Genomic DNA, 22907 nt, shown 5'->3' on the forward strand with positions numbered 1-22907 from the left:
CGTACTATAACTAACACATGGAAGAAAAGAAATTAGATATTAATTCGATTATTGGTTTCGTACTTATTTTCGGAATATTGGCTTATATGCTTTGGCAAAATCAACCAACGCCAGAAGAATTAGAAGCTCAAGAAAAAGCAAAGCAAGAACAAGTTGAAGCTGAACAAAAAGCGAAAGTTCAAGATGAAACCATAGTAACAACAGCAGCAGATTATGCAGTTGGTACTGGAGTAGATTCTCTTCAAGCTGTTCAGTTAAAAAATAAATTAGGGGCTTTTGCATATTCTGCATTACAATCTACTAAAGCTGAAACAATAGTTGAAAGCGATTTATTTGCACTTAAATTTAGTAATAAAGGTGGTTACCTTTCTGAAGTCAGGTTAAAGCAATTTGTTGATTATGATTCGTTGCCAATTTATTTGATTAAAGATAAAAATGCATCTTTCAATATCAACTTTGGAACAACAGATAGTCGTATTTTAAATACTAAAGATTTACCATTTGTATCTCAGGTTACTAAAAATGGTGATTTAACTGTAGTTTCAATGAAACTTAAAGTTTCTGAAAGCCAGTTTCTTGAATACCGATACGAGATTAAGGAAGGCGATTATATGATCGATTTTGCCATTCGTTCTCAAGGGTTAAGCAATATTATTAATAGTTCTCAAGCTATTAATTTAGATTGGAAATTAAAAGGGTATCGTCATGCAAAAAGTATTTCTTACGAAAACAGGTATACCGATGTGCATTATGATTATGACGGCGGAAAAGCAGATTTTACTAGAAATGGTGAAGACGATATTGAAGATGTAGCTTGGATTGGCTATAAGCAACATTTCTTTTCTTCTGCCTTATTAACAGATAATAGATTTAAAAGCGCAAAAGTTAAAACTGAAAATTTAGTAAAGGAAGAAACTATTGATACCGTATTTACTAAAAGTTTTGCAGCAACAATTCCTTTAGAATTACAAGGCGGAGAGCTTAACCAAACTATGGATTGGTATTACGGGCCAAGTGACTTTAAGGTACTAAATAAATATGATAGAAATTTAGATGAATTAGTACCATTTGGATGGGGACTTTTTGGTTGGATTAACCGTTACATCTTCATGCCATTATTTGGCTTTCTAGGAGGGTATATGTCTTATGGTATTGCTATTGTAGTCATGACCATATTGGTGAAATTCTTATTATCATTTGTGCAATACAAGCAGTTTTTATCTCAGGCAAAAATGAAAATTTTAAAGCCAGAATTAGATGCGATTAGAGAAAAGCACAAGGATAATAAAATGAAAGCGCAACAAGAAACTATGGCGTTACAAAACAAAGCAGGAGCAAGCCCTATGGCGGGATGTTTGCCAGCTTTAATACAGCTTCCTGTGTTTTATGCCTTGTTTCAATTTTTCCCTTCGGCGTTCGATTTAAGACAAAAATCATTCCTTTGGGTAAAAGATTTATCGTCTTATGATGTGATTGCAAACCTACCTTTCAATATTCCGTTTTATGGAAACCACGTGAGTTTGTTTCCAATATTAGCCTCAATTGCTATTTTCTTTTACATGCGATTAACTACGGGGCAAAACATGCAGTCTCAACCTCAGCAAGAAGGTATGCCAGATATGGGAAAAATGATGAAGTACATGATGTATTTCTCTCCAATAATGATGTTGTTTTTCTTTAACAACTATGCGTCTGGTTTAAGTTTATATTACTTTATATCGAACGTTATTAGTATTGGAATTATCCTAGTAATTAAAAACTTTATTCTTGATGAAGATAAAATTCATGCTCAGATTCAAGAGAAAAAGAAACAGCCTAAAAAGCAAAATCGTTTTCAGAAAAAAATGGCTGATATGATGGAGCAAGCTGAAAAACAAAAACAAGCGCAACAAAAGCGCAAATAATTTATTTTTTGTCATGCTAAACTTGATTCAGCATCTATTAAAATATAAAAGCTGTCAAGAAAACAATTTTGGCAGCTTTTTTGTTATAACAAACTTATAGTTTTACCGTTAATCAATTATTAGTTCCGCGAAAGCGGTAGATTTATTATAATAAAAATTTAAAAATGAAGATGCGTTATAGTTTTATATTTTTTTTAATGTGTAGTAGTATTATGTTTGCTCAAAACGTAAATCAGTTTGATGCTAACGGCAAGCGTCATGGTATTTGGAAAAAGCACTTTGAAGACACCAATATTATAAGATACGAAGGGCAGTTTGCACATGGAAAGGAAATAGGATTGTTTAAGTTTTATAAAAACTATAAAAAGAAAGCGATTTTATCTGCCACCAAATTGTTCAATGAAAATAATAATAGAGCAGCGGTTAAATTTTTAGCTTCTAACGGAAAAGTAATAAGTGAAGGCGAAATGTATGGTAAAACATACATTGGCACTTGGAAGTATTATCAGAAAAACTCAGATCAACTACTAACTGTTGAGCATTATAATGATAAAGGTGAATTAATTGGAGAGCGTTTGGTGTATTACCCTAGCGGGCAATTAGCAGAAAAGAAAAACTATAGTAATGGTAAGTTGCATGGTGAATCGTTTTGGTTATCTGAAAAAAACGTGGTTCTTAAATCTTATATTTATGAAAATGACGAGCTACACGGTAAAGCGCAATTTTATAATCCCAAAGGTGAATTGTTATCTGAAGGGCAATATAAGCGTGGTAAAAAAGATGGCGTTTGGAAGTTTTATGAAGACGGTAAACTTATACGCAAAAAGGACTTTACTTATAAACCTAAATACATTAAAAAAACGCCTTAATTTCTTAAGGCGCTCTTTTTCATAGACAATTTTTAGTGGAAAATACTAATGTTTGTCTACAATCAACAAACCAAACTAGTTTTATTAATTAGAAGGTAATAATACTTTATCTATAACATGTACAACACCATTGGTTGCATGTACATTTAATAAAGAAGTTACTAAACCTGCAGCTGGACTAGATCCTGCGGCATCTTGAATGGTTAATGTATCTAAGTCGATGGTTACATTTTGCCCGTTTAACATTGGCGCTTGTAAATCATCAGTTAAATCTGTTGAAAATATATAAACACTTGGTTCTACAACATGATGCGTTAATATTGGTACTAAAGCTTCTGGAGCTGTTGCATTAATTGCAGCAACATCGGCAAATCCAGCAGCCATAAATGCAGCATCTGTTGGAGCAAATACCGTGAATGGGCCAGCAGTACCAAAAGTATCACCTAAACCAGCTCGCTCTAATGCAGCGGCTAGCATTGTAAATTCTGCAGGATTTCCTCCGGCAAGACTAGCAACTATCTCGTTAATAGTATTTGTAGGTGGTATTAAAGTTTTATCAATTACATGTACTACACCATTAGAGCCTGCAATATCTGTTGCTGTAACCATAGTTGTTCCGTTTATTGAAACGGTACCTCCAGCATTAGTGATGTAAATATTTCCACCTATAGCAGAAACTTCAGCGGCAGCTATGCCTGAATCTGGTAAGTCTGAAGCCATTACTGTTCCATCAATAACATGGTATGCTAAAATAGCATCAGCACCATTAACATCTGTGATACCTGCAGCAGCGAAAGCATCATTTGTAGGTGCAAATAATGTTAACCCACCATCGCTAGGACCATTACTTAATAACAGTTCTAAAATACTTGGGTCAGCAGCTTGTACAGCAGCAATTAATGTTGTGAAATTTTTATTAAAATAAGCAGGAGCTACTATGGTTCCTACAATAGGTAAGATAGATGGTGGAACAAGTACACTATTAATTATGTGTACAACACCATTTGTTCCTAACACATTTGCTGTAGTAACTTGAGCATTGTCTAAAAACACACCATTTGAATCAGCAACCACTTCAACAGTTTCTCCGCCAGCCATGGTAATTGTTCCAGAAGTTACATCACTAGCTTCTAATGCAGCTGAAGCAAAAACGTGATGTTGTAAAACACTTTTTAAAACATCTTCAGGAATATCTTCAATAGATGTTTGTCCAATTGCGCCTAATAAAGCAGCAAAGGCATCATTAGTAGGAGCAAATACGGTAAAATTACCGTCTCCACTCAATAAGTTTACTAAATCGGGATATTTTGTTAGTGCTGTTACTAAACTTGACAATTGCGGTGTTGCTTGAGCAAGCTCTACAATGTTGTTTGAAGGTACAAAAGTTTCAGGACCATCATCATCACTACTACATGATGAAAATGTGATGGCTACAAATAGTATTGTAGCTAGTTTTGTTAATGTTTTTAAATTTTTCATATTTACTTAGTTTTTATTTGTTCAACAAAAATACGAAATAATTAAACAAAAATTCAATTATTGTTTAATAAAATTTTGTTAAAGTTAAACAAAAGTGCCTTATATCGATTATTTCAAAGTTGAAAATAGCCCAAGAATCTTCCAATAATATGTATCTTTGTAAACTAATTTTTTAAGAATGAAACGCGTTATTATTGGACTTTCTGGTGGTGTAGATTCTAGTGTTGCAGCTTATTTGTTACAGCAGCAAGGCTATGAAGTTATTGGCTTGTTTATGAAAAATTGGCATGATGATTCCGTTACTATTTCGGATGAGTGCCCTTGGTTAGACGATAGCAATGATGCCATGTTGGTTGCAGATAAACTGGGTATCCCGTTTCAAACCGTCGATTTAAGTGAGCAATATAAGGAGCGTATAGTCGATTATATGTTTCATGAATACGAAAAAGGTAGAACGCCAAATCCAGATGTACTTTGTAATAGAGAAATTAAGTTTGATGTTTTTATGAAAATTGCATTAGATCTTGGTGCAGATTATGTAGCTACAGGACATTATTGTAGAAAAGGTATTGTTGAGAAAGATGGTAAAGACATATACCAACTTTTAGCAGGAGTAGATGGTAATAAAGACCAATCGTATTTTTTATGTCAATTGTCGCAAGAACAACTGTCTAAAGCATTATTCCCAATAGGTGAATTAACAAAGCCTGAAGTAAGAGAGATTGCAACAAAATTAGATTTAGTAACTGCCGAAAAGAAAGATTCTCAAGGGCTTTGCTTTATAGGTAAAGTTAAGCTACCAGATTTTTTACAGCAACAATTAAAACCCAAAGAGGGAGCTATTATTGAAATTCCAAAAGATCAAGACATTTATAATAATCTTGAAACAGAATTTACTTCTGAAAAAGAAAAATTAGAATACCTGTCTCGTAAAATTGATTATAATAGTAGTCAAGGAAAAATAGTTGGTAAGCATCAAGGTGCACATTATTTTACAAAAGGACAACGTAAAGGGTTAGGTGTTGGTGGTACTGTAGAACCTCTTTTTGTTATTGATACCGATGTTGAAGAGAATATAATCTATACGGGACAAGGTAAAGCTCATCCAGGATTATACAAAAAGGCATTATTTGTTAGTAATGAAGAACTGCATTGGGTTCGTGAAGATTTAAAACTTCAAGCTGACGAAACTATGCAAGTAAAAGCTCGAATTCGCTACAGGCAAACATTAGAAAACGCAAAGTTACATAAAGTAGAAAGTGGATTATATGTTGAATTCGAAAATTTTCAGTCTGCTATAACCGAAGGTCAATTTGTTGCATGGTATATTGAAGATGAATTAATAGGTTCGGGAGTAATTTCATAACTTAGCATTGCCAAATGTTATGTTATGAAAAAAGTATTACTATTATTTAGTGTTTTCAGTTGTTTCAGTTTTAATTTATTTGCACAATTAGAAGATGCTTGGGTGTATTTGGCAGATAAAGAAGATGTAACTGCTTCAATTGCTAATCCTTTAACTATTCTTACTCAAGAAGCTATAGATAGAAAAAACACTCATGGTGTTGCAATTGATGAAAGAGACGTTCCAGTTAATGAATCCTACATCACTCAAATTAAGAACTCGAATGGTATAACCGTTATGGCAAAATCCAAATGGTTTAATGCTTTACATGTTAGAGGTACTCAATTTAATATTATATCATTAACGGGCTTAGGTTTTGTTTCTTCTATCGATTTTGCAGACAAAAGTTTAAATTCAAAAAACGCAAATGCAAATGTAGAATCTAAGCAAGCTAAAGAATCTAAGCTAGAAGGTGTTTTAACAACTTTTAATTACGGTAATTCAGCGAATCAAATTGAAATGATTAATGGAGATGACTTGCATTTAGCAGATTATACAGGAACAGGAATGACAATTGCTGTTTTAGATGCAGGATTTCCAAATGCAAATACAATGACGTCATTTCAAAGACTACGCGATTCTGGGAACCTATTAGGAAGTTACGATTTTGTTAATAGAGATGTAAATGTTTATACCGGAACAACTAGTAACCATGGTACTTTAGTATTGAGTGATATGGCTGGTTATGTTGAAAATCAGTTTGTTGGTACAGCTCCTGATGCGTCTTATTATTTGTTTATTACGGAAGACGCGCCTAATGAAAACCCTGTAGAGGAAAGTTATTGGGTTGAGGCAGCCGAACGTGCTGATAGTTTAGGTGTAGATGTTATAAATACGTCTTTAGGATATACAACTTTTGATGATGCAGCTTATGATTATTCTTCTGCTGATTTGGATGGATTTACCACCTATATAACAAAAGGCGCTAATATTGCTTTTGAAAAAGGGCTTTTGTTAATTAATTCTGCAGGAAATTCTGGGAATGGAGGTGTAGGTGCTCCTGCTGATTCTCCAAATGTTTTTTCCATTGGAGCAGTAGATGCATCTGGAAATTATGCGTCTTTTAGTTCTGTGGGTAGTGCCATACAGCCAACACAAAAACCAGATGTTGTAGCGCAAGGACAAGCTAGTTACGTAATTACAGAAAACGATATTGTTACAACTGCAAACGGTACATCTTTTAGCTCACCAATTTTAGCTGGAGGCATAACTTGTTTATGGCAAGCTTTACCTGGTAAAACAAATGCTGAAATTATGCAATTGGTAAGAGAATCGGGATCACAATATACAACGCCAGATTATTTTTTAGGATATGGTATACCAAATCTCGAATTGGCTTTTAATAATGCACTTTCTATAGTATCTCCAATAGAAGACAATATTGAAATAAATATATTTCCCAACCCAATAGAAGATAAATTATACATCACAATGCCATCAGATGACGGTATTATTTCATTAAGAATTTATGATGTTTTGGGTAAAATAATAAATACGTATTCATTATCAAATAGTAGTTCCGTTATAGATGTAGAGAATCTGTCAAAAGGGATTTATATTGTTAAAATAAAACATAACGACATTTCAAAAACATTAAAATTTATTAAGCTATAATGTCAAATAGAATTACAGAGCTTTTCAAAATAAAATACCCAATTATTCAAGCTGGTATGGTTTGGAATAGTGGTTGGAGGTTGGCTTCCGCATCAAGTAACTCTGGTATACTTGGGTTAATAGGAGCCGGATCTATGTATCCAGAGATATTACGTGAGCATATTCAAAAATGCAAAAATGCTACAAAAAAACCTTTTGGAGTTAATGTGCCCATGCTATATCCAAACATCAAGGAGATTATGGATATTATAGTAGAAGAAGGGGTGAAAATTGTTTTCACGTCCGCCGGAAATCCAAAAACATGGACATCTTGGTTACAGGAAAGAGGTATTATAGTAGTTCATGTTGTGAGTAGCGTCAAGTTTGCTTTAAAAGCACAAGAAGCCGGAGTTGATGCTATAGTGGCCGAAGGTTTTGAAGCTGGTGGACATAACGGTCGTGATGAAACTACTACGCTAACTTTAATACCTATGGTTAAAGAGCATATTCAAATTCCTTTAATTGCAGCTGGAGGTATTGCAACAGGAAGCGCTATGTTGGCAACTATGATTTTAGGTGCCGATGGTGTACAGATAGGAAGCCGTTTTGTGGCGAGTGAAGAAAGTTTGGCACATGAAGCATTTAAAAAAGCAGTAGTTGATGCTAAAGAAGGCGATACACAATTAACTTTAAAAGAATTAGCTCCCGTTAGATTACTTAAAAATGATTTTTATAAACAAGTTGAAGGTTTATATAAAATAGGTCCAACTAAAGAGCAACTTAAAGAATTACTAGGTAGGGCAAGAGCTAAGCAAGGCATGTTTGAAGGCGATATGGATGAAGGCGAATTAGAAATTGGTCAGATTGCAGGATTAATTCATAATATTAAACCTGTAGAAAATATTGTTGATGATATTGTAAAAGAGTTTGAGGAGGCTAAGAAAAATGTTCCACAACTTTAAAAAAAGATATGTCGTTTTAAATTAAAAAGGAGGGAAATATTTCCCTCCTTTTTTTTTAGAAACCTCAGCACTAGTAATTTATCCCTATAAAAACGCTAAATGTTTCTTAATCGCTACTAAGTTTTAGTGAGAACGATTCAAGGCATCACAAAGATAGATAATACAATACTATAAATCGTACAAATAGTAAAAAATAATTAACATTTGTTAATACTGTTTTTTTATCAAAAGAAAATTATCAAATTTCTTTAAAGTATTGGCTAAAGGTTATTTTTGCATAATGCATTTAAGAGATTATACAAAGGAATTTAAATACAATTGGCAACTAGCTGCTCCAGTTATGTTGGGTATGTTGGGGCACACCTTTGTTAGTTTTGTCGATAATATTATGGTTGGGCAGTTAGGTACTGCAGAGTTAGCTGCTGTATCTCTTGGTAACAGTTTTATGTTTATTGCAATGTCTTTAGGTATTGGTTTTTCAACTGCTATCACACCTTTAATTGCAGAGGCAGATTCTGCACAAGACTTTATTAAAGGGAAATCTATATTTAAAAATGGCTTGTTTTTATGTACTGTTTTAGGGGTACTACTATTTTTATTAGTATTTTTTGCAAAACCTTTAATGTATTTAATGAATCAACCTATTGAGGTTGTGGAATTAGCTATCCCATATCTAGATTTAGTGGCGTTTTCTTTAATACCTTTAATCATTTTTCAAGGGTTTAAACAATTTAGTGATGGCTTGTCAATGACTAAATACCCGATGTATGCAACGCTGATAGGGAATATTATAAACATTATTTTAAACTACTTATTAATTTTCGGGAAATTTGGTTTCCCAGAATTAGGGATTGTTGGTGCTGCATACGGTACGTTAGCATCAAGAATAATTATGGTTTTGTATTTATGGTTTTTATTAAAAGGAAATGAAAAATCAAAAGCCTTTGTTACAAATATTAAGTTTTTTGTATTAGATAATTTAATGATTAAAAAAATAACTAATCTTGGAGCTCCTAGTGCTATGCAAATGTTTTTTGAAGTTGCCATTTTTACTGCTGCCATTTGGCTTAGTGGTTTACTTGGTAAAAACCCTCAGGCAGCAAATCAAATAGCTTTAAATTTAGGCTCCATGACTTTTATGGTGGCTATGGGCTTAAGTGTTGCTGCCATGATACGTGTTGGGAATCAAAAAGGATTGAGAGCTTATTTTGAATTGCGACGCATTGCATTTTCTTTATTTTTTATGGGTATACTATTAGCCACAGGTTTTGCTATAATGTTCTTTGCTTTTCATGATTATTTGCCAAGGATTTATGTAGATTATGATGATGCTGAAAACTTAGTCGATAACATGGAAGTGGTGAGTATCGCCTCAAAATTATTAATCGCTGCTGCTATTTTTCAGATTAGTGATAGCATACAAGTTGTTGTTTTAGGTGCTTTACGCGGATTGCAAGATGTTAAAATACCAACACTACTTACTTTTATATCATATTGGTTAGTAGGCTTCCCAATTTGTTGGTTTTTAGGAAAAGAAGAGGCTTATGGAAGTTTTGGTATTTGGCTAGGTCTACTCGCGGGTTTAACTACAGCTTCAATTTTATTGTATATTCGATTTAACTATTTGACAAAAAAGCTTATTGCTAAAAGTTTAAAGTGAGCTAAAGTGCCTAAAGTATTTAAAGTTAAAGAAAAACATGACTAATAAAGAGTTTGCAATACAGTTAGAAAAAAGAACAGTTAAATTTGCAATTGAAATTATAAATTTATCTGCTAGTTTGTCAAATACTCCCGAAGCTCTAGTGTTGAGAAATCAAATTACGAAATCTGGAACGAGTATTGGAGCTAATTATAGAGAAGCTAATCGTTCTAGAAGTCCTAGAGATTTTAAAAATAAGATTAAAATTAGCTTGGGAGAAGCTAGCGAAACAGATTATTGGTTAGAAATAATCGAAGAATTAAAATGGATAAATAATACGAATTTGAAGAATATTAGAAATGAAGCTAAAGAACTTTTGGCTATTTTTACATCCATTGCTAATAAACTTTAGGTCGTTAAATTTGATTATTAATTTATTTGAGTAAGAAAAACTTTAAGTACTTATAACTACAGAAACTTTAAACTATAAAAACAATGTCACTACCAAAATTTATACTTGGCGATAATACTGAATTTCCTAATGCGATTTATGTGATTCATACCGAGTTTCCTAGGTTTATTATTAATCTTGAAAACGATGAAGTTGAATGGTTTGAAGATTTTGATGCAGAGGATCAAAGTGAATTGGAAACAGAAACCGAAAATGCTATAAAGGAAGCTACTGAGTTTTATGATAATGAAGTCGCTAAATACGATGAATAATAATTAAAATAAATGATTGAACAGCTTTTACAATACGATACCGAGTTATTTGTTTTTTTAAATAATTTAGGGTCTACCACCTGGGATGGTTTATGGTTAGTTATAACAGATAAGCTTGCCTTTATTCCTTTGTATGTCCTTTTATTATTTTTACTTTATAAAAGTTATGGTTTAAAATCGTTATTGATGTTTGTTGTTATTATTGTTTTAATGGTAACATTTACAGACCAAATTACCAATGTGTTTAAGCGAACTTTTATGCGACCTAGACCTTGTGGTGCAGATGAAATTGCTGATAGCATACGATTTATTGCGGTACGCTGTGGAAAATATGGGTTTTTCTCTGGGCATTCTTCAAATACAATGGCCGCCGCAGTTTTTGCAGGGTTAATGTTGAAACCTTATTATAAATATTTGATTTTTATTCTATTATTTTGGAGTGCGGTTGTAGCCTACAGCAGAATTTATGTTGGCGTACATTATCCGTTAGATATACTATGCGGAATGACATTTGGCGCTATGTCTGGATTTATGTTTTATAAACTAGCACAGTATGTTTTAAAACGATTTGTGAAAGCTTAATTGTTTAGATTTTATTTTAGTGGCACAGCAATTTTAACATCGTCCCAAGCCATGGTTAAAAACAAATTGTCTGTAGAATTATCGAAAGCAATAGTAAATTGCTCAACATGGTTTGGTAATTTCTGCACAGGAACTTCAATATTTAAAGCATCGTAATTTGGATCCCACATAGGTTGCATTTCGGCATTTACACCCCACGAATATTGTTTTGAGTTAAAAATAACGTTCCAGGTTGAATCTTTTGGAACCGTCCATAATGTATATTTTCCGGCTGCTAGTTGCATGCCGTTTACTTGTAATTCTTTATTAGTCTCGAAAGTAGTTGCTTCGTTTGCTCCAGTTCGCCATACTTGATTAAAAGGAACAAGCGCACCAAAAATTTCACGTTCTTTTCTATAAGGCCTATTATAGAACACTTCAAGTTTTAAATCGTTTAATTTAAATTCTACGGTGTCTTTTGGGCTTAGTCGTTTTGCAAAAATGTTTTCGACAAATGTTGAATATAAAAATAGTCCTAAGGCTATTATTGATAATAGAATTAAAACACGTTTTAGGAAGGTATTCATATAGAGCAATTTATTAAGTGCATAAAGATAATTTAAAAGGAATAACTGGTAAAGGGCAAACGTTAATTTATTTAGTTTTGTTGTAGAAGGGGAAATGAGAAATATAATGTAAGACTGAAGATAGAAGTTTATTGGCGTATCTAAACTAAGACTACGACTGCGACTTAAAACTTAATTTGGCGGATAAGCGCGCGTTAGGGATAGTAGTGGATAGCCCACAGCCCGACAAAGGAGGAGCGAGGACTTGTAACGGATAGCCCGACTTTTTGCGATCCTGCAAGGTTTTTTTAACCTTGTAGGTATGAGTAAAAGGTAACGCCCAAATAAAAATTTTTAATAAAAACATTATTTTTTGCAACACTTTAAATTTTTAATCGTCTTTAAGATGAACTAACTAAACCCGCATGATTTTTTTATAAATTATGAGGGTTAAAACCAAAAAGTAAATCAAGCATGTTTCAAGTTGACATTATTGAACAATGTAAACAAAACAACCGAAAAGCACAATTGCAGTTATACAACCAGTACTGCGACGGGATGTATATTGTTGCTAATCGGTTTTTGAAAGACGCTGCCGATGCTGAAGATGTGGTACAAGAAGCTTTTATTAAGGCTTTTACAAAATTGCACCAGTACAAGGCTGAGGTTACTTTTGGCGCATGGTTAAAACGTATTGTTGTTAATAAAAGTATTGACTTTTTAAAAGCTAAAAAGCAACATCTTGTTGAACTTGACGAGGTTCATTTAAAAGTTGTTGATACACCTAAAGACGACAAATGGTTGGTAGAAGATAGCATAACATTGAGCGATGTTAAAACGGCTATTAATACTTTGCCCGACAAGTATCAATACGTTGTGATGTTATTTTTAATTGAAGGCTACGACCATCAAGAAATTGCAGAGATTCTAGATATTTCTGAGGTAGCATCGAGAACACAACTATCTAGAGGGAAAGTAAAATTACAAAAACTGTTAACACATAGTAAAGATGGCACAAGACATTAGAGAGTTATTTAAGAATGACAAGATAACGCACGAGAAAATGCCTGATAATCATCAAGCACGTTTTCTTGAAAAACTAGATGAGACCTTACCAGAAGTAGAGGCTAAGCATTTTAAATTTAGTTTTATTCAAATTGCAGCTAGCGTTGTAGTGCTTTTAGGATTAAGTTTTGGTGCTTTTAAATATTTTCAGCCAGAAGTTTTAGGTGATTCTCCAGAGCTTGTTAAAACTAAAGATGCTGATACTAAAAGCTTAGGAGATATTTCACCAGGATTAAAAAAAGTTGAAGATTATTATTTGGCTAGTATAAATTTAGAGTTGTCTAAAGTGAAATACACCCCAGAAACTAAAGAGTTATTTGACGGGTATTTAAAACAACTTAATGCGTTAGATAAGGCTTACCAAAACCTATCTTTAGAATTAACAGAATCTGGACCAAGTGAATTAACAGTAAATGCCTTAATTGACAATTTAAAGTTGCGTTTAAACTTATTATACAGGTTAAGATCTCAATTACAAGAATTTAATACTTCTGATGCGCAGTCTAATGAAGTTTCACAATCAATTTAAAAATCAAAAAATGAACAAGATAATTATAAAACTAAAATTAGTTGCTCTATGTTTTTTCATCACAGGACATATTGTAGCGCAACAAAAATTATCAAAAGTATCGCAATCAATTCATGTTGATAAAGATGTTGTTGTTAATTTAAATACAAGCTATTGTAATATTGTATTTGATACTTGGAATAAAGACACCGTTGAAATTGAAGCCTATGTTGAAGGTGATGCACTTAGTAAAGAAGCATTAGAAGATGCAATGAAACAATGGAAGGTAGATGTTGATGCGTCTAGTAATGAAGTGTCTATTACTACTAGTGGAGGGCATGCAGCATCTTTTTGGGTTCATGATATGCAAGACGATAATCATGGTGTAGTAGCGCTTTTAAATGAATTAAAATTTGAATTAGCTGAAATGCCTGAGGTAAATTTTGATTGTGATTTTGAAATGCCTGAAATGCCAGAGATGCCAGAAATGCCCGAAATGCCAGAGATGTCTGAGATGCCAGAATTACCAGAATTGCCAGAAGGTGTTAATGCCATTGCATTTGATTATGACAAGTACCAAAAAGATGGTGAAAAATATTTAGAATCTTGGTCGCAAAAGTTCGAGTCTGAGTATGGGAAAGATTATGCTAAAAAAATGGAAGCGTGGGGCGAAAAATTTGGAAAAGAATGGAATGAAAAGTATGGAGATGATTTTGCCAAAAAGATGGAAGCATGGGGAGAAAAGTTTGGTGAACAATGGGGTGAAGATTATGCTGAAAAAATGGAAGCGTGGGGAGAGCGATTTGCTAAACGCATGGAAGCACAAGCGAGTCGAGTAGAAGCGCAAGTAGAACGCGCAGAAGCTCAAGCAGAACGTATGGCAGAACAAAAGGAACGTTTAATTGAACAAAAAGCGCATGCTTTAGAGCGCAAGCAACAAGCCAAAGAGCGTATTAAGGAACGTACAATTTTAATTAAAGACAGAGAAAAAGAAGTTGAGCGATTGTTTCATAACACATCAAATTCTAATGTTAAAAAAACAATTAAAATTAAAATGCCAAAAAAAGCCAAACTAAAGGTAAATGTTAAGCATGGCGAAATTGAATTTGCGGCCAATGTCGATAATTTAGAAGCTAATTTAGCTTACACAAAGTTTACAGCCCAAAGCATTAATGGAAGTTTAACTTCCATTAATGCTTCGTATTCACCAATTGTAGTAACCAATTGGAATTTGGGAGAATTAAATTTAAATTATGTTAAGAATGCAGACCTTGAAAATGTTGCTCATTTGGTTTTAAATGTGAACTCATCTGAGGTTGATATTGAAAATTTAACAGGAAGTGCTATGATTGATTGTAATATTGGCGATGTTGATATTTATAATATCGAAGATACATTCAATAATTTAAATGTGATTTTACAAAACAGTAATGCGGTTATTGGTTTACCTAAAGCGGAATGTAATATACAATACAAAGGCACGCATTCTCGTGTAACACACCCTGATAAGCTTAGTAAAGATTCTGCTTCTAATTTTTCTACAGGAGATTTAGCAAGTGGAAAAAATATTATGATTAACGCTAAATATAGCCATGTTACTATGCAGTAAAACTACTTTATTTTCCTTTCTTTTTTTAGCTTCTTAGTTTTGTCATTTGTATAGCGCGGAGGAACGAGCAACAAGAAATCTACTCTAATGAGATTCTTCACTTCGTTCAGAATGACAAAAGCGTTTTCAAAAATAATTCTTGTTTTACTTAACGATTTACTCTCCAGAATTCTAGTTTTCTTCTTATCTCGAACCCTAGTTTTTTATAAAGATTAATTGGTCCCAGGTTTGTTTGGTCTACATGTAAAAAGGGTGTTTTGTTGTCTTCAAAAATCTTATTAGATGTATGTGTTATAAGTTGTTTTGCATAGCCATTACCAACATGATCGGGATGCGTAATTACACCGCTAATTTCTGTAAAATGGTCGGTTTGCATGCGCTCGCCAGTTATGGCTACCAGTTCTTGGTTTTTAAAAATACCAAAGTACCTGCCTAAAGTGTTTGTTTTAGGTTTAAAAAAATCTGGATATGCAATATCTACCAAATTCATTAAATCTTGATAATGACTTTCGTTTAGCTCTACAATATGTTCTGTTATGGGATAGTTAATGTTATTACGAATAATCATTTGTAACCCCACATACTTTATTGGAGGCTTAAAAGAAGAAGGCATTTTTGGTTTTTCACCAACCATAAAAAAGGATGGTGTTAGTTTTGAGTATTTTTCTATGGCTACAGAAGTATCTTCACCATTTATAAAAGCACCAAAAGGTGTATAGTCAGGAAGATAAATTTTAATGTTTCCATAATCTACGCCATGATTCGTATGCTTTTCTGTAAGTGAAAACCACACCGGATTATCTAAAACGGTTTCATCAATTGTCATGTTTATGGTTTAAGAGTGAATCTAGTTGACTTGTTATTTTATCTATTGGCGTATTATATTCAAACCAAAGGGTATCTTCTTTTTTCTTAAACCAAGTGAGTTGTCGTTTTGCAAAACGTCGCGTATTTTTCTTGATTTCAGAAACTGAAAAATCCAATTCCCAAGTATCTTCTAAATAATTAAAAAGCTCTTTGTAACCTACAGTATTTAATGCGTTTAAATCTTTATAAGCTAAAAGATTTTTTACTTCTTCTAATAAACCGTCTTGCATCATAATATCTACACGCTGGTTTATACGTTGGTAAATGAGTGCTCTATCTGCTTTTAAGCCAATAGTTATGGTTTTAAAATGGCGTTTTTCTTTGCCTTGGTTTAAGAAAGATGAATACGGTTTTTCTGTACCAATACAAATTTCTAAAGCCCGAATAACACGATGCGGGTTATCTATAGCTATGGTGTTATACGAAACAGGATCTAAGGTTTGTAATTGCTTTTGAAGCGTTTCTAGGCCTTCTGTTTTTAATTGGCTATTTAGAGTTTCACGAATGGTTGCATCGACTTCGGGAAAATGGTCTAAGCCTTTTGTAACCGCATCTACATATAACCCAGAGCCGCCAACCATTATTACTACATTATTTGTTTTAAATAAATTGGTTAAGCATTGTAGCGCATCTTTTTCGAATGCGCCTACGTTATAGTTGTCTTTAATGGACTTATGATGAATAAAGTGGTGTTTTGCTCCTGATAATTCTTCGGGTGTTGGTGCAGCTGTACCAATTTGCATTTCGCTGAAAAACTGACGCGAATCTGCAGATATAATCTCTGTTTTGTAATGTTGCGCCAATTTAATACTAAGTGCTGTTTTGCCAATAGCAGTAGGGCCAACAATTGAAATGAGATATTTTGAGTTCGAGTTAATAGCTTTTGTGTTTATTTGGTAAAGTTAATTTGAATAAATGATTAATACCAATTTAAGTATTAACAAACTTTGGTTTGATACTGTTTTTGGATGGTTGTGGTTTTATAGATTTATTGGATTATATATTTAATTTAATTACTTGACTTTGTCAGAAAAATTCGCTAACTTCGTTTAACAACCGATAAAGTTCATTGAAACGGAACTTTATCTTTGCATTATGTGGCATTAGAGACCAACTTCAGAATTTGAATTAAAAATGATAATATGGCAAAGAAAATAACACCAAAAAGTAATTCTGCAAATCAACAAAACGCAAACAAAGGAACGAGTGGACAAAACAAACAACACTCACAAGTTCACGGAAATAGAGGTAAACAATTAAACCCAAATCAAAAGGCAAAGAAATAGTTTGATGAAAGAAAGAATTAATAAAATTCTTCACGCTTTAAATGAAAACCTTTTTGAGCGAGAAGAAATAGTGCAATTGGCACTACTCACAACAATTTCAGGAGAAAGTATCTTTTTATTAGGTTTACCAGGAGTTGCCAAAAGTTTAATTGCAAGACGAATAAAAGAAATCTTTAAAGACGGAAATTCTTTTGAGTACTTAATGAATAGATTTAGTACACCAGATGAAATTTTCGGTCCTATTGCTATATCAAAACTAAAAAAATATGATACATACGAAAGAATAACAGAAAAGTATTTACCAACCGCTGATATTGTGTTTTTAGATGAAATTTGGAAAGCAGGGCCTTCAATTCAAAACTCACTTTTAACCGTTATAAATGAGAAGGTATACAGAAACGGCCAACAAGAAATTGAAATTCCCTTAAAAGGATTAATCTCTGCATCAAACGAATTACCAGCAAAAGGAGAAGGATTAGAAGCACTTTGGGATAGATTTATTATCCGTTATTTAGTTAAAAACATATCTGACCCAAATAAATTTAATGCATTTTTATCAACTGAAAATATTGGATTTAATGCGAATATTGATGAAAAAGATAAAATAACCAATGCTGACTATAAAAAATGGCAAAAAAGTATTAGTAAGGTTAAAATATCTGACGAAGCACTAAATGTAATTAACGTAATCAGAAATTATATTATTAAGTACAACGAAAAAAAGGATACTAAAAAACCAATTTATGTATCAGATAGACGTTGGAAAAAAATTGTAAAAGTGTTAAAAACAAGTGCTTTTTTGAACGACAGAAAAGTAATTGATTTAATGGATTGTTTTTTAATTGCTCATACAATTTGGGATGAAGTAGAACAAATTAGTATTGTCAAAGAATTTGTTTCTGATGCTATAAAAAATCACGGTTATTCTTTAAAATACAATCTTTCAATGTTTACAAATGAAATTAATGATTTAAAATTAGACATTGACAATCAAACAAAAGAAAGTAAACGAATAACTTATTATGAACCCAAATCCATAAAAATAGGTAATGCTATTTATTATGAGATTGTAGATAATGGAAACTTACAGGATAGAAATTATAGAAGACAAATTAATTATTTAAGAAAATCAGCTTTTGACACATTAAACAAATCTACATATAAGCAAATAACTCTTTACGATAAAAATGGAGAAGAAAGTTACAATAATCGATTTGAAGCATTTTCTAAAGAACCAAATACGATAACAATAAGAGAATATGATAGTTGGAATAGAAATAATACAGGAACAAAATATGATTTAATTTCAAATAGAAAAAACAAAACTGAAATTACAACAAAAATTCCTCACAAAGCAATAATTAGTGAATGGAATAAACAGGTTAATTCAGTTATAAACGAAATTAATAAAACAATAAAAGAAATTGAAACTTTCAAAAAGAAAGATTTAGCATCTTTAAAGGAAAATATATTCGTTAATAAAAAATTAGCCTTATTAGCAGAACATAATTTAAACCAAACAATAAATAGTTTTGCATCAGAGAAACTAAAAGTTGAAAAACTAAAAAAAGAATATGATGCACTCTAACAATGAAATTTTTACTCGATTTATTAAATTTGGTAAAATTTCATCTGAAAGAGAGCGTGAAAAAATTGCCGAAATAATAAAAGAATGGAATTATGTTTCCATTGAGACTTCCAATATTGACAAAAGATTTTTAGACACAATTAATTCATTTATAACAAATGAACAGATTAATTCTATTTTATCAATACAACCACATTTAAAAAATGAATTTATAAAAAAGTTGTTTCATTTATTAGAAAAAATTGATACAAATATTGAGAATAAGCCAACTTTTGATAAAGAAGAAAAATTAATTCAGAAGTATGATGAATTTCAAATTACAGAGTTCGAAAATGGCAAGACGATATTAAACAAAAGTACAGTTCTTGATGAAACACAAATCAGCAATTACGAAATTGATTTACAATCAGTAATAGATGATAAAGAGAAAACAAAAGCAAATCAACTTAAAAAACTTCATAAAAACATTTCAAATAACTGGAAAAGATTAATTGAAAAACAACCTGAAACTGCAATTGCACAACAACTTCAAAAAATAAGTAAAAAATCAGAAGAAGAAGAACTTAAAGAAGTCTATGACAAGTTGCCAATCGACAAATTCAAAAAAGAATGGAAAAATTGGAATAACTACAAAGAGTTTTTGAAGAAAAAATACAGAAAAAGAGATTTTGATTTAAACAAATACCAAGAAGAATTTAACACTATTGAAAATACTGAAGTAAAACTCGATGAAACTAAATTAAAATTAGCAAAGAAGAAATTTATAAACAAATGGGATGAGAAACTATCAATTGAAAAACTTCAACAAAATATTAAAATAATTGATAAAACAAGGGAAGAGTTTTTAAATGATTTGTATAATAAGATTGAAGAATTAAAGGAACTTTTAAAGTTACTTAAACCATTTATAAACGAAACCGCAGATTTAGGTAGGCTTTGGGATATGTCAGCAGGTAATTGGCAAAATGTGAATTTCAGTTTACTTGAAAAATATGCTCAAATACTTAAAGACAAAAAAGAAATTCAAGAATTAGCGGAACTTTTAGGGAAGTACCGAAAAGCAGAAGCGCAATTAGAGGAAGAAGAATTTGAGAATATCGAAATAGTTTCAAAATATAAAATTGAACATTCGGGAAAATCTGAACTTATTGGAATAACCGAAAGTGATGATTTAAACAATTTATTACCAACAGAGTTGGCACTTTTTAGTGACTTAGAAACGGAAAGTATATTTTACAAAAGGTTTGCAGAAAAGAAATTACAAACCTTTCAGTATATCAATAAGGAAAATGATTTTGAACAAAAATCAATTACAGATAAAAGACAAAAAGAAATAGAAAAGGACAAAGGTCCTTTTATTATAGCAGTTGACACAAGTGGTTCAATGCACGGAGAACCAGAATTTTTATCAAAAGTCATTGCTTTTGCAGTTACAAGAATTGCAATTAGTGGAAAAAGAAAAGCATTTTTAATTTCTTTTTCAACAGGAATAGAAACATTTGAACTTACCGATATTCAAAATTCGTTAGTAAAACTTATTGACTTTTTACAAATGTCCTTTCACGGAGGAACGGACGCATCACAAGCAGTTTTAGAAGCGTTAAAACAAATGGAAACTGAAAATTATGAAAAAGCAGATTTGTTAATCATATCAGATGGAGTTTTTGGAAACCTAAACGATAATACTTTAAAATCAATAGAAGAATTAAAGAAAAAAGGTAATAAATTTAACTCACTAATGATTGGGAATAGTTACAATGAAAGAGCATTAAAGTTTTGTAATAATATTTGGCAATATGACACAAATAGAAATGAATTAAAAGACTTGATAAGGGTTATAAAGACAGACTTGAACAACAATAACGCCACATAACAATGTATAAAAATAATAGCGGTTTAATTGCTAAAACTTAAGTAGGTAAATATAAAAAAGGTCTTTGTTTAACCGAAAAGGTAGTGCTGTAAATCCGCTACTATTCTTATACTAGACCGTTAAACGAACCTCTCCAAAAAACAAACACTTTCTCCTCCTAAAACCAAGCTAATAAACCCATGCGTATTCTATGATAGAAAACAAATAATTTTCATTAAAAATCAGGCTACAAATTTATAAGTATCTATAAAAGGAGAATCTCTATTAATTACAGCAAAAATTCGCCCTATAATTTTACACCTCACATTGTTTAAAACCAACATTTTGTTTTTTCCTTCATCTTGTTTTCTTAGATAATATGCTTTTAACTGTGCATCATGCTTTACCGCTGATAAGGCGCACATTTGAAGTAAAGACTTCATTGTTTTGTCTGCCATATGATTAACTTTAGTACCGCCTCTAATGCTGGAGCCTGAGCTGTATTCAAAAGGCGCAACTCCTGCATAACAGGCTAGTTTTCTAGCCGAGTCAAAGACCTTAAATCCTTTAGTTGCTATTATAAAATAAATAGCCGTTTTCTCGCCGACACCTTTAATGCTTTTTATAAGCTCAAATTGACGTTTTAATTTAGGCTCTTGTTTTACAAGCTCACGCATCTTAGCATCTATAATTTTTAAGCTGGCTTTAAGAAATTTAATAGTTTTCTTGTTTTGAGCTTCTACTGTTCTATAAACATCTAACGACGTATACCCTTTATTTTCTTTAGTTGAACCAAATAATAAAAGGGATTTCTTGATTTTTTCGCGCTCAGTAAAAAGTAATTTTAACTGCTGGATTGATTTCTCTGGCACACTTGATAGCTGTAGCTTATCTATATTGCGAATGCTATAAAAAGCGATATCCTTAGCATCAGACTTATCACTTTTACCTCTTGATATGCCTTTAGATCGCTTAATTTCTACTGCTGGAACAATCCAATAATCAAACTCATTTTCAAAACAAAAACAGCTTAAAGGAAATGTGTAAACACCTGTGTTTTCAAAACAGAACAGGGTACTTTCTAAATCTATTTTTCTTTTTTTTAAAACTGTAAGCATTCGCTTTAAACCTTTGGTGTTGTTCGTAACAACGAAATGTTCCAATGACATGGGATTTGTTTTATCTACTATAACCACATCTAATTTTAATTTTGAGATGTCAATGCCCACATGAAATGAATAATTTTTCATAATTTTATATTAAGTTTTTAAAAAATGTTGAATCGCTTTATAACCTTTATTAGACCTCTGACGTCTACTATTCTATTTGAAGCTTTTCAACTTAAATTCTAAGGAGAAAACAGAGGACTAATACGCAGCATAAGACTAACTTAGTTAGGGATGTAGTTCACCTCTGTTTTCCTTTGAATAAATTTAGTGTATTATTCTTTATGCAAACTAAAGGTTAGGGATTGAACGGCATGTTTGAGCTCCCCGACGTAGGAGGGAGCGAGTAGTGAAAGCCCGACCGCCCGTCCTGAGCGAAGACGAAGGGTGCGGTAACGCCCCAAAAAAAAATTATAATTTTAATTTTTCGCCACAATTATAACAGAACTCTGCGTCGTCTTTATGATTTGTTGCTAAACAATTTTGACAAGACCGCGAGTTTAAATGAAGGTCTGATGCTTTTGGTTCTTCATTTTTATTAGCATGTTGGTTTGCGTATTCGGCAGATACAATACCAGTAGGAACTGCAATAATACCATAACCTAAAACCATGACTAAAGAAGCTATAAATTGCCCTAATGGCGTTTGTGGTGCAATATCACCAAAGCCAACGGTGGTAAGGGTGACTATACACCAATAGACACTTTTTGGTATGTTGGTAAATCCATTTTCTTCGCCTTCTATAAGATACATAACGGTTCCTAAAATGACTGCGACTATGATTACTGCAAATAGGAAAACAGATATTTTTACACGACTTGCTTTTAATGCATTTACTAGGTTGTTGGATGCACCTAGGTATCTTGCTAGTTTTAATATTCTAAACACACGCAATAAACGTAATGCTCTTAACGCGGCTAAGGCATGTATACCGCCAAATACAAGTGAAATATATTTTGGTATGGTTGATAGTAAATCTATAATACCATAAAAACTAAAAATATATTTTGAAGGTTTTTTTACTGTAATGACTCTTGCTATATATTCTATACTAAATAGTATGGTGATTACCCATTCTGAGATGTTTAATAGGTCGTGGTATTTACTATCTATACTTTTAACACTTTCTAGCATGACTAAAAGTACACTTGCTATAATGGCTATAAGAAGTATAACATCAAATAGTTTACCTGCTGGTGTGTCTGCTTCATAAATAATTTCATGAAGTTTGTGTTTCCAGGTTTTGTTTGATGGTTTATTCATAA

Annotated in this window: 21 protein-coding genes; 15 read left to right on the forward strand and 6 right to left on the reverse strand. The window is 32.1% G+C overall.

Annotated elements, in window-relative coordinates; all coding sequences use genetic code 11:
• Window positions 1–17 precede the first annotated feature (17 nt).
• Window positions 18–1904 carry a membrane protein insertase YidC gene (yidC, locus tag SJY43_RS10870; protein WP_396600764.1) on the forward strand — a complete coding sequence of 629 codons (1887 nt, stop codon included), beginning with the start codon at window positions 18–20 and terminating at the stop codon, window positions 1902–1904.
• Between the two features lie 197 nt (window positions 1905–2101).
• The gene (locus SJY43_RS10875; RefSeq protein ID WP_396600765.1) at window positions 2102–2773 is read left to right on the forward strand and encodes a toxin-antitoxin system YwqK family antitoxin; all 672 of its coding nucleotides are present in this window, start codon (window positions 2102–2104) and stop codon (window positions 2771–2773) included.
• Between the two features lie 84 nt (window positions 2774–2857).
• Here SJY43_RS10875 and SJY43_RS10880 read toward each other — a convergent pair whose 3' ends face one another.
• A complete protein-coding gene (locus SJY43_RS10880) occupies window positions 2858–4252 on the reverse strand; it encodes a fasciclin domain-containing protein (RefSeq protein WP_396600766.1) in 1395 nt (464 codons plus the stop codon).
• Window positions 4253–4430: 178 nt separating this feature from the next.
• Here SJY43_RS10880 and mnmA point away from each other — a divergent pair, with 178 nt between their 5' ends.
• From mnmA to SJY43_RS10915, 7 genes are all read left to right on the forward strand, one after another.
• Window positions 4431–5618 carry a tRNA 2-thiouridine(34) synthase MnmA gene (gene mnmA, locus SJY43_RS10885; RefSeq protein ID WP_396600767.1) on the forward strand — a complete coding sequence of 396 codons (1188 nt, stop codon included), beginning with the start codon at window positions 4431–4433 and terminating at the stop codon, window positions 5616–5618.
• Between the two features lie 24 nt (window positions 5619–5642).
• Window positions 5643–7271, forward strand: a complete 1629-nt coding sequence (locus tag SJY43_RS10890; protein ID WP_396600768.1) for a S8 family serine peptidase — start codon at window positions 5643–5645, stop codon at window positions 7269–7271.
• Window positions 7271–8212 (forward strand): NAD(P)H-dependent flavin oxidoreductase, encoded by a 942-nt coding sequence (locus SJY43_RS10895; RefSeq protein ID WP_396600769.1) that lies wholly within the window; start codon window positions 7271–7273, stop codon window positions 8210–8212. Before SJY43_RS10890 ends, SJY43_RS10895 begins: the two co-directional genes overlap by 1 nt.
• Window positions 8213–8492: 280 nt before the next feature.
• Window positions 8493–9872: an MATE family efflux transporter gene (locus SJY43_RS10900; RefSeq protein ID WP_396600770.1), complete on the forward strand. Its 1380-nt coding sequence runs from the start codon at window positions 8493–8495 to the stop codon at window positions 9870–9872.
• Window positions 9873–9909: 37 nt separating this feature from the next.
• Window positions 9910–10263 carry a four helix bundle protein gene (locus tag SJY43_RS10905; RefSeq protein WP_396600771.1) on the forward strand — a complete coding sequence of 118 codons (354 nt, stop codon included), beginning with the start codon at window positions 9910–9912 and terminating at the stop codon, window positions 10261–10263.
• Between the two features lie 83 nt (window positions 10264–10346).
• Window positions 10347–10574 (forward strand): hypothetical protein, encoded by a 228-nt coding sequence (locus SJY43_RS10910; protein ID WP_396600772.1) that lies wholly within the window; start codon window positions 10347–10349, stop codon window positions 10572–10574.
• A gap of 12 nt (window positions 10575–10586) precedes the next feature.
• Complete coding sequence (locus tag SJY43_RS10915; RefSeq protein WP_396600773.1) at window positions 10587–11156, forward strand: phosphatase PAP2 family protein; 570 nt, start codon at window positions 10587–10589, stop codon at window positions 11154–11156.
• An 11-nt stretch (window positions 11157–11167) separates the two neighbouring features.
• Here the strand turns inward: SJY43_RS10915 and SJY43_RS10920 are convergent, their stop codons facing one another.
• Window positions 11168–11722 carry a DUF2911 domain-containing protein gene (locus tag SJY43_RS10920; RefSeq protein ID WP_396600774.1) on the reverse strand — a complete coding sequence of 185 codons (555 nt, stop codon included), beginning with the start codon at window positions 11720–11722 and terminating at the stop codon, window positions 11168–11170.
• A 453-nt stretch (window positions 11723–12175) separates the two neighbouring features.
• Here SJY43_RS10920 and SJY43_RS10925 point away from each other — a divergent pair, with 453 nt between their 5' ends.
• The 3 genes from SJY43_RS10925 to SJY43_RS10935 are packed head-to-tail and all read left to right on the forward strand — an operon-like array spanning window position 12176 to window position 14883.
• Window positions 12176–12727 (forward strand): RNA polymerase sigma factor, encoded by a 552-nt coding sequence (locus SJY43_RS10925; protein WP_396600775.1) that lies wholly within the window; start codon window positions 12176–12178, stop codon window positions 12725–12727.
• Window positions 12711–13295, forward strand: coding sequence for a hypothetical protein (locus SJY43_RS10930; protein ID WP_396600776.1), 585 nt, complete (start codon window positions 12711–12713; stop codon window positions 13293–13295). The genes SJY43_RS10925 and SJY43_RS10930 overlap by 17 nt, the downstream gene beginning before the upstream one ends.
• Before the next feature lie 10 nt (window positions 13296–13305).
• Entirely contained in the window at window positions 13306–14883 is a 1578-nt protein-coding gene (locus SJY43_RS10935; protein WP_396600777.1) for a DUF4097 family beta strand repeat-containing protein, read from the forward strand.
• Between the two features lie 148 nt (window positions 14884–15031).
• Here SJY43_RS10935 and SJY43_RS10940 read toward each other — a convergent pair whose 3' ends face one another.
• Together SJY43_RS10940 and miaA are read right to left on the reverse strand one after the other, a co-directional pair.
• Window positions 15032–15709 (reverse strand): GNAT family N-acetyltransferase, encoded by a 678-nt coding sequence (locus tag SJY43_RS10940; RefSeq protein ID WP_396600778.1) that lies wholly within the window; start codon window positions 15707–15709, stop codon window positions 15032–15034.
• Window positions 15699–16628, reverse strand: coding sequence for a tRNA (adenosine(37)-N6)-dimethylallyltransferase MiaA (miaA, locus tag SJY43_RS10945; RefSeq protein WP_396603405.1), 930 nt, complete (start codon window positions 16626–16628; stop codon window positions 15699–15701). The genes SJY43_RS10940 and miaA overlap by 11 nt, the downstream gene beginning before the upstream one ends.
• A gap of 264 nt (window positions 16629–16892) precedes the next feature.
• On the opposite strand from miaA, the gene SJY43_RS10950 reads away from it, so the two are divergent.
• Genes SJY43_RS10950 through SJY43_RS10960 form a run of 3 tightly spaced genes read left to right on the forward strand, consistent with a single transcriptional unit; the run spans window position 16893 to window position 20497 of the window.
• A complete protein-coding gene (locus tag SJY43_RS10950) occupies window positions 16893–17036 on the forward strand; it encodes a hypothetical protein (RefSeq protein ID WP_396600779.1) in 144 nt (47 codons plus the stop codon).
• A 4-nt stretch (window positions 17037–17040) separates the two neighbouring features.
• On the forward strand, window positions 17041–18624 hold the full coding sequence (locus tag SJY43_RS10955; protein ID WP_396600780.1) for an AAA family ATPase: 1584 nt from the start codon (window positions 17041–17043) through the stop codon (window positions 18622–18624).
• The gene (locus SJY43_RS10960; RefSeq protein WP_396600781.1) at window positions 18611–20497 is read left to right on the forward strand and encodes a VWA domain-containing protein; all 1887 of its coding nucleotides are present in this window, start codon (window positions 18611–18613) and stop codon (window positions 20495–20497) included. The genes SJY43_RS10955 and SJY43_RS10960 overlap by 14 nt, the downstream gene beginning before the upstream one ends.
• Before the next feature lie 221 nt (window positions 20498–20718).
• Here SJY43_RS10960 and SJY43_RS10965 read toward each other — a convergent pair whose 3' ends face one another.
• Window positions 20719–21726: an IS110 family transposase gene (locus tag SJY43_RS10965; protein ID WP_396600782.1), complete on the reverse strand. Its 1008-nt coding sequence runs from the start codon at window positions 21724–21726 to the stop codon at window positions 20719–20721.
• Between the two features lie 327 nt (window positions 21727–22053).
• On the reverse strand, window positions 22054–22905 hold the full coding sequence (locus tag SJY43_RS10970; RefSeq protein ID WP_396600783.1) for an ion transporter: 852 nt from the start codon (window positions 22903–22905) through the stop codon (window positions 22054–22056).
• Between the last annotated feature and the right edge of the window lie 2 nt (window positions 22906–22907).

Source organism: Algibacter sp. R77976 (assembly GCF_044594645.1).
GTDB lineage: Bacteria > Bacteroidota > Bacteroidia > Flavobacteriales > Flavobacteriaceae > Algibacter_B.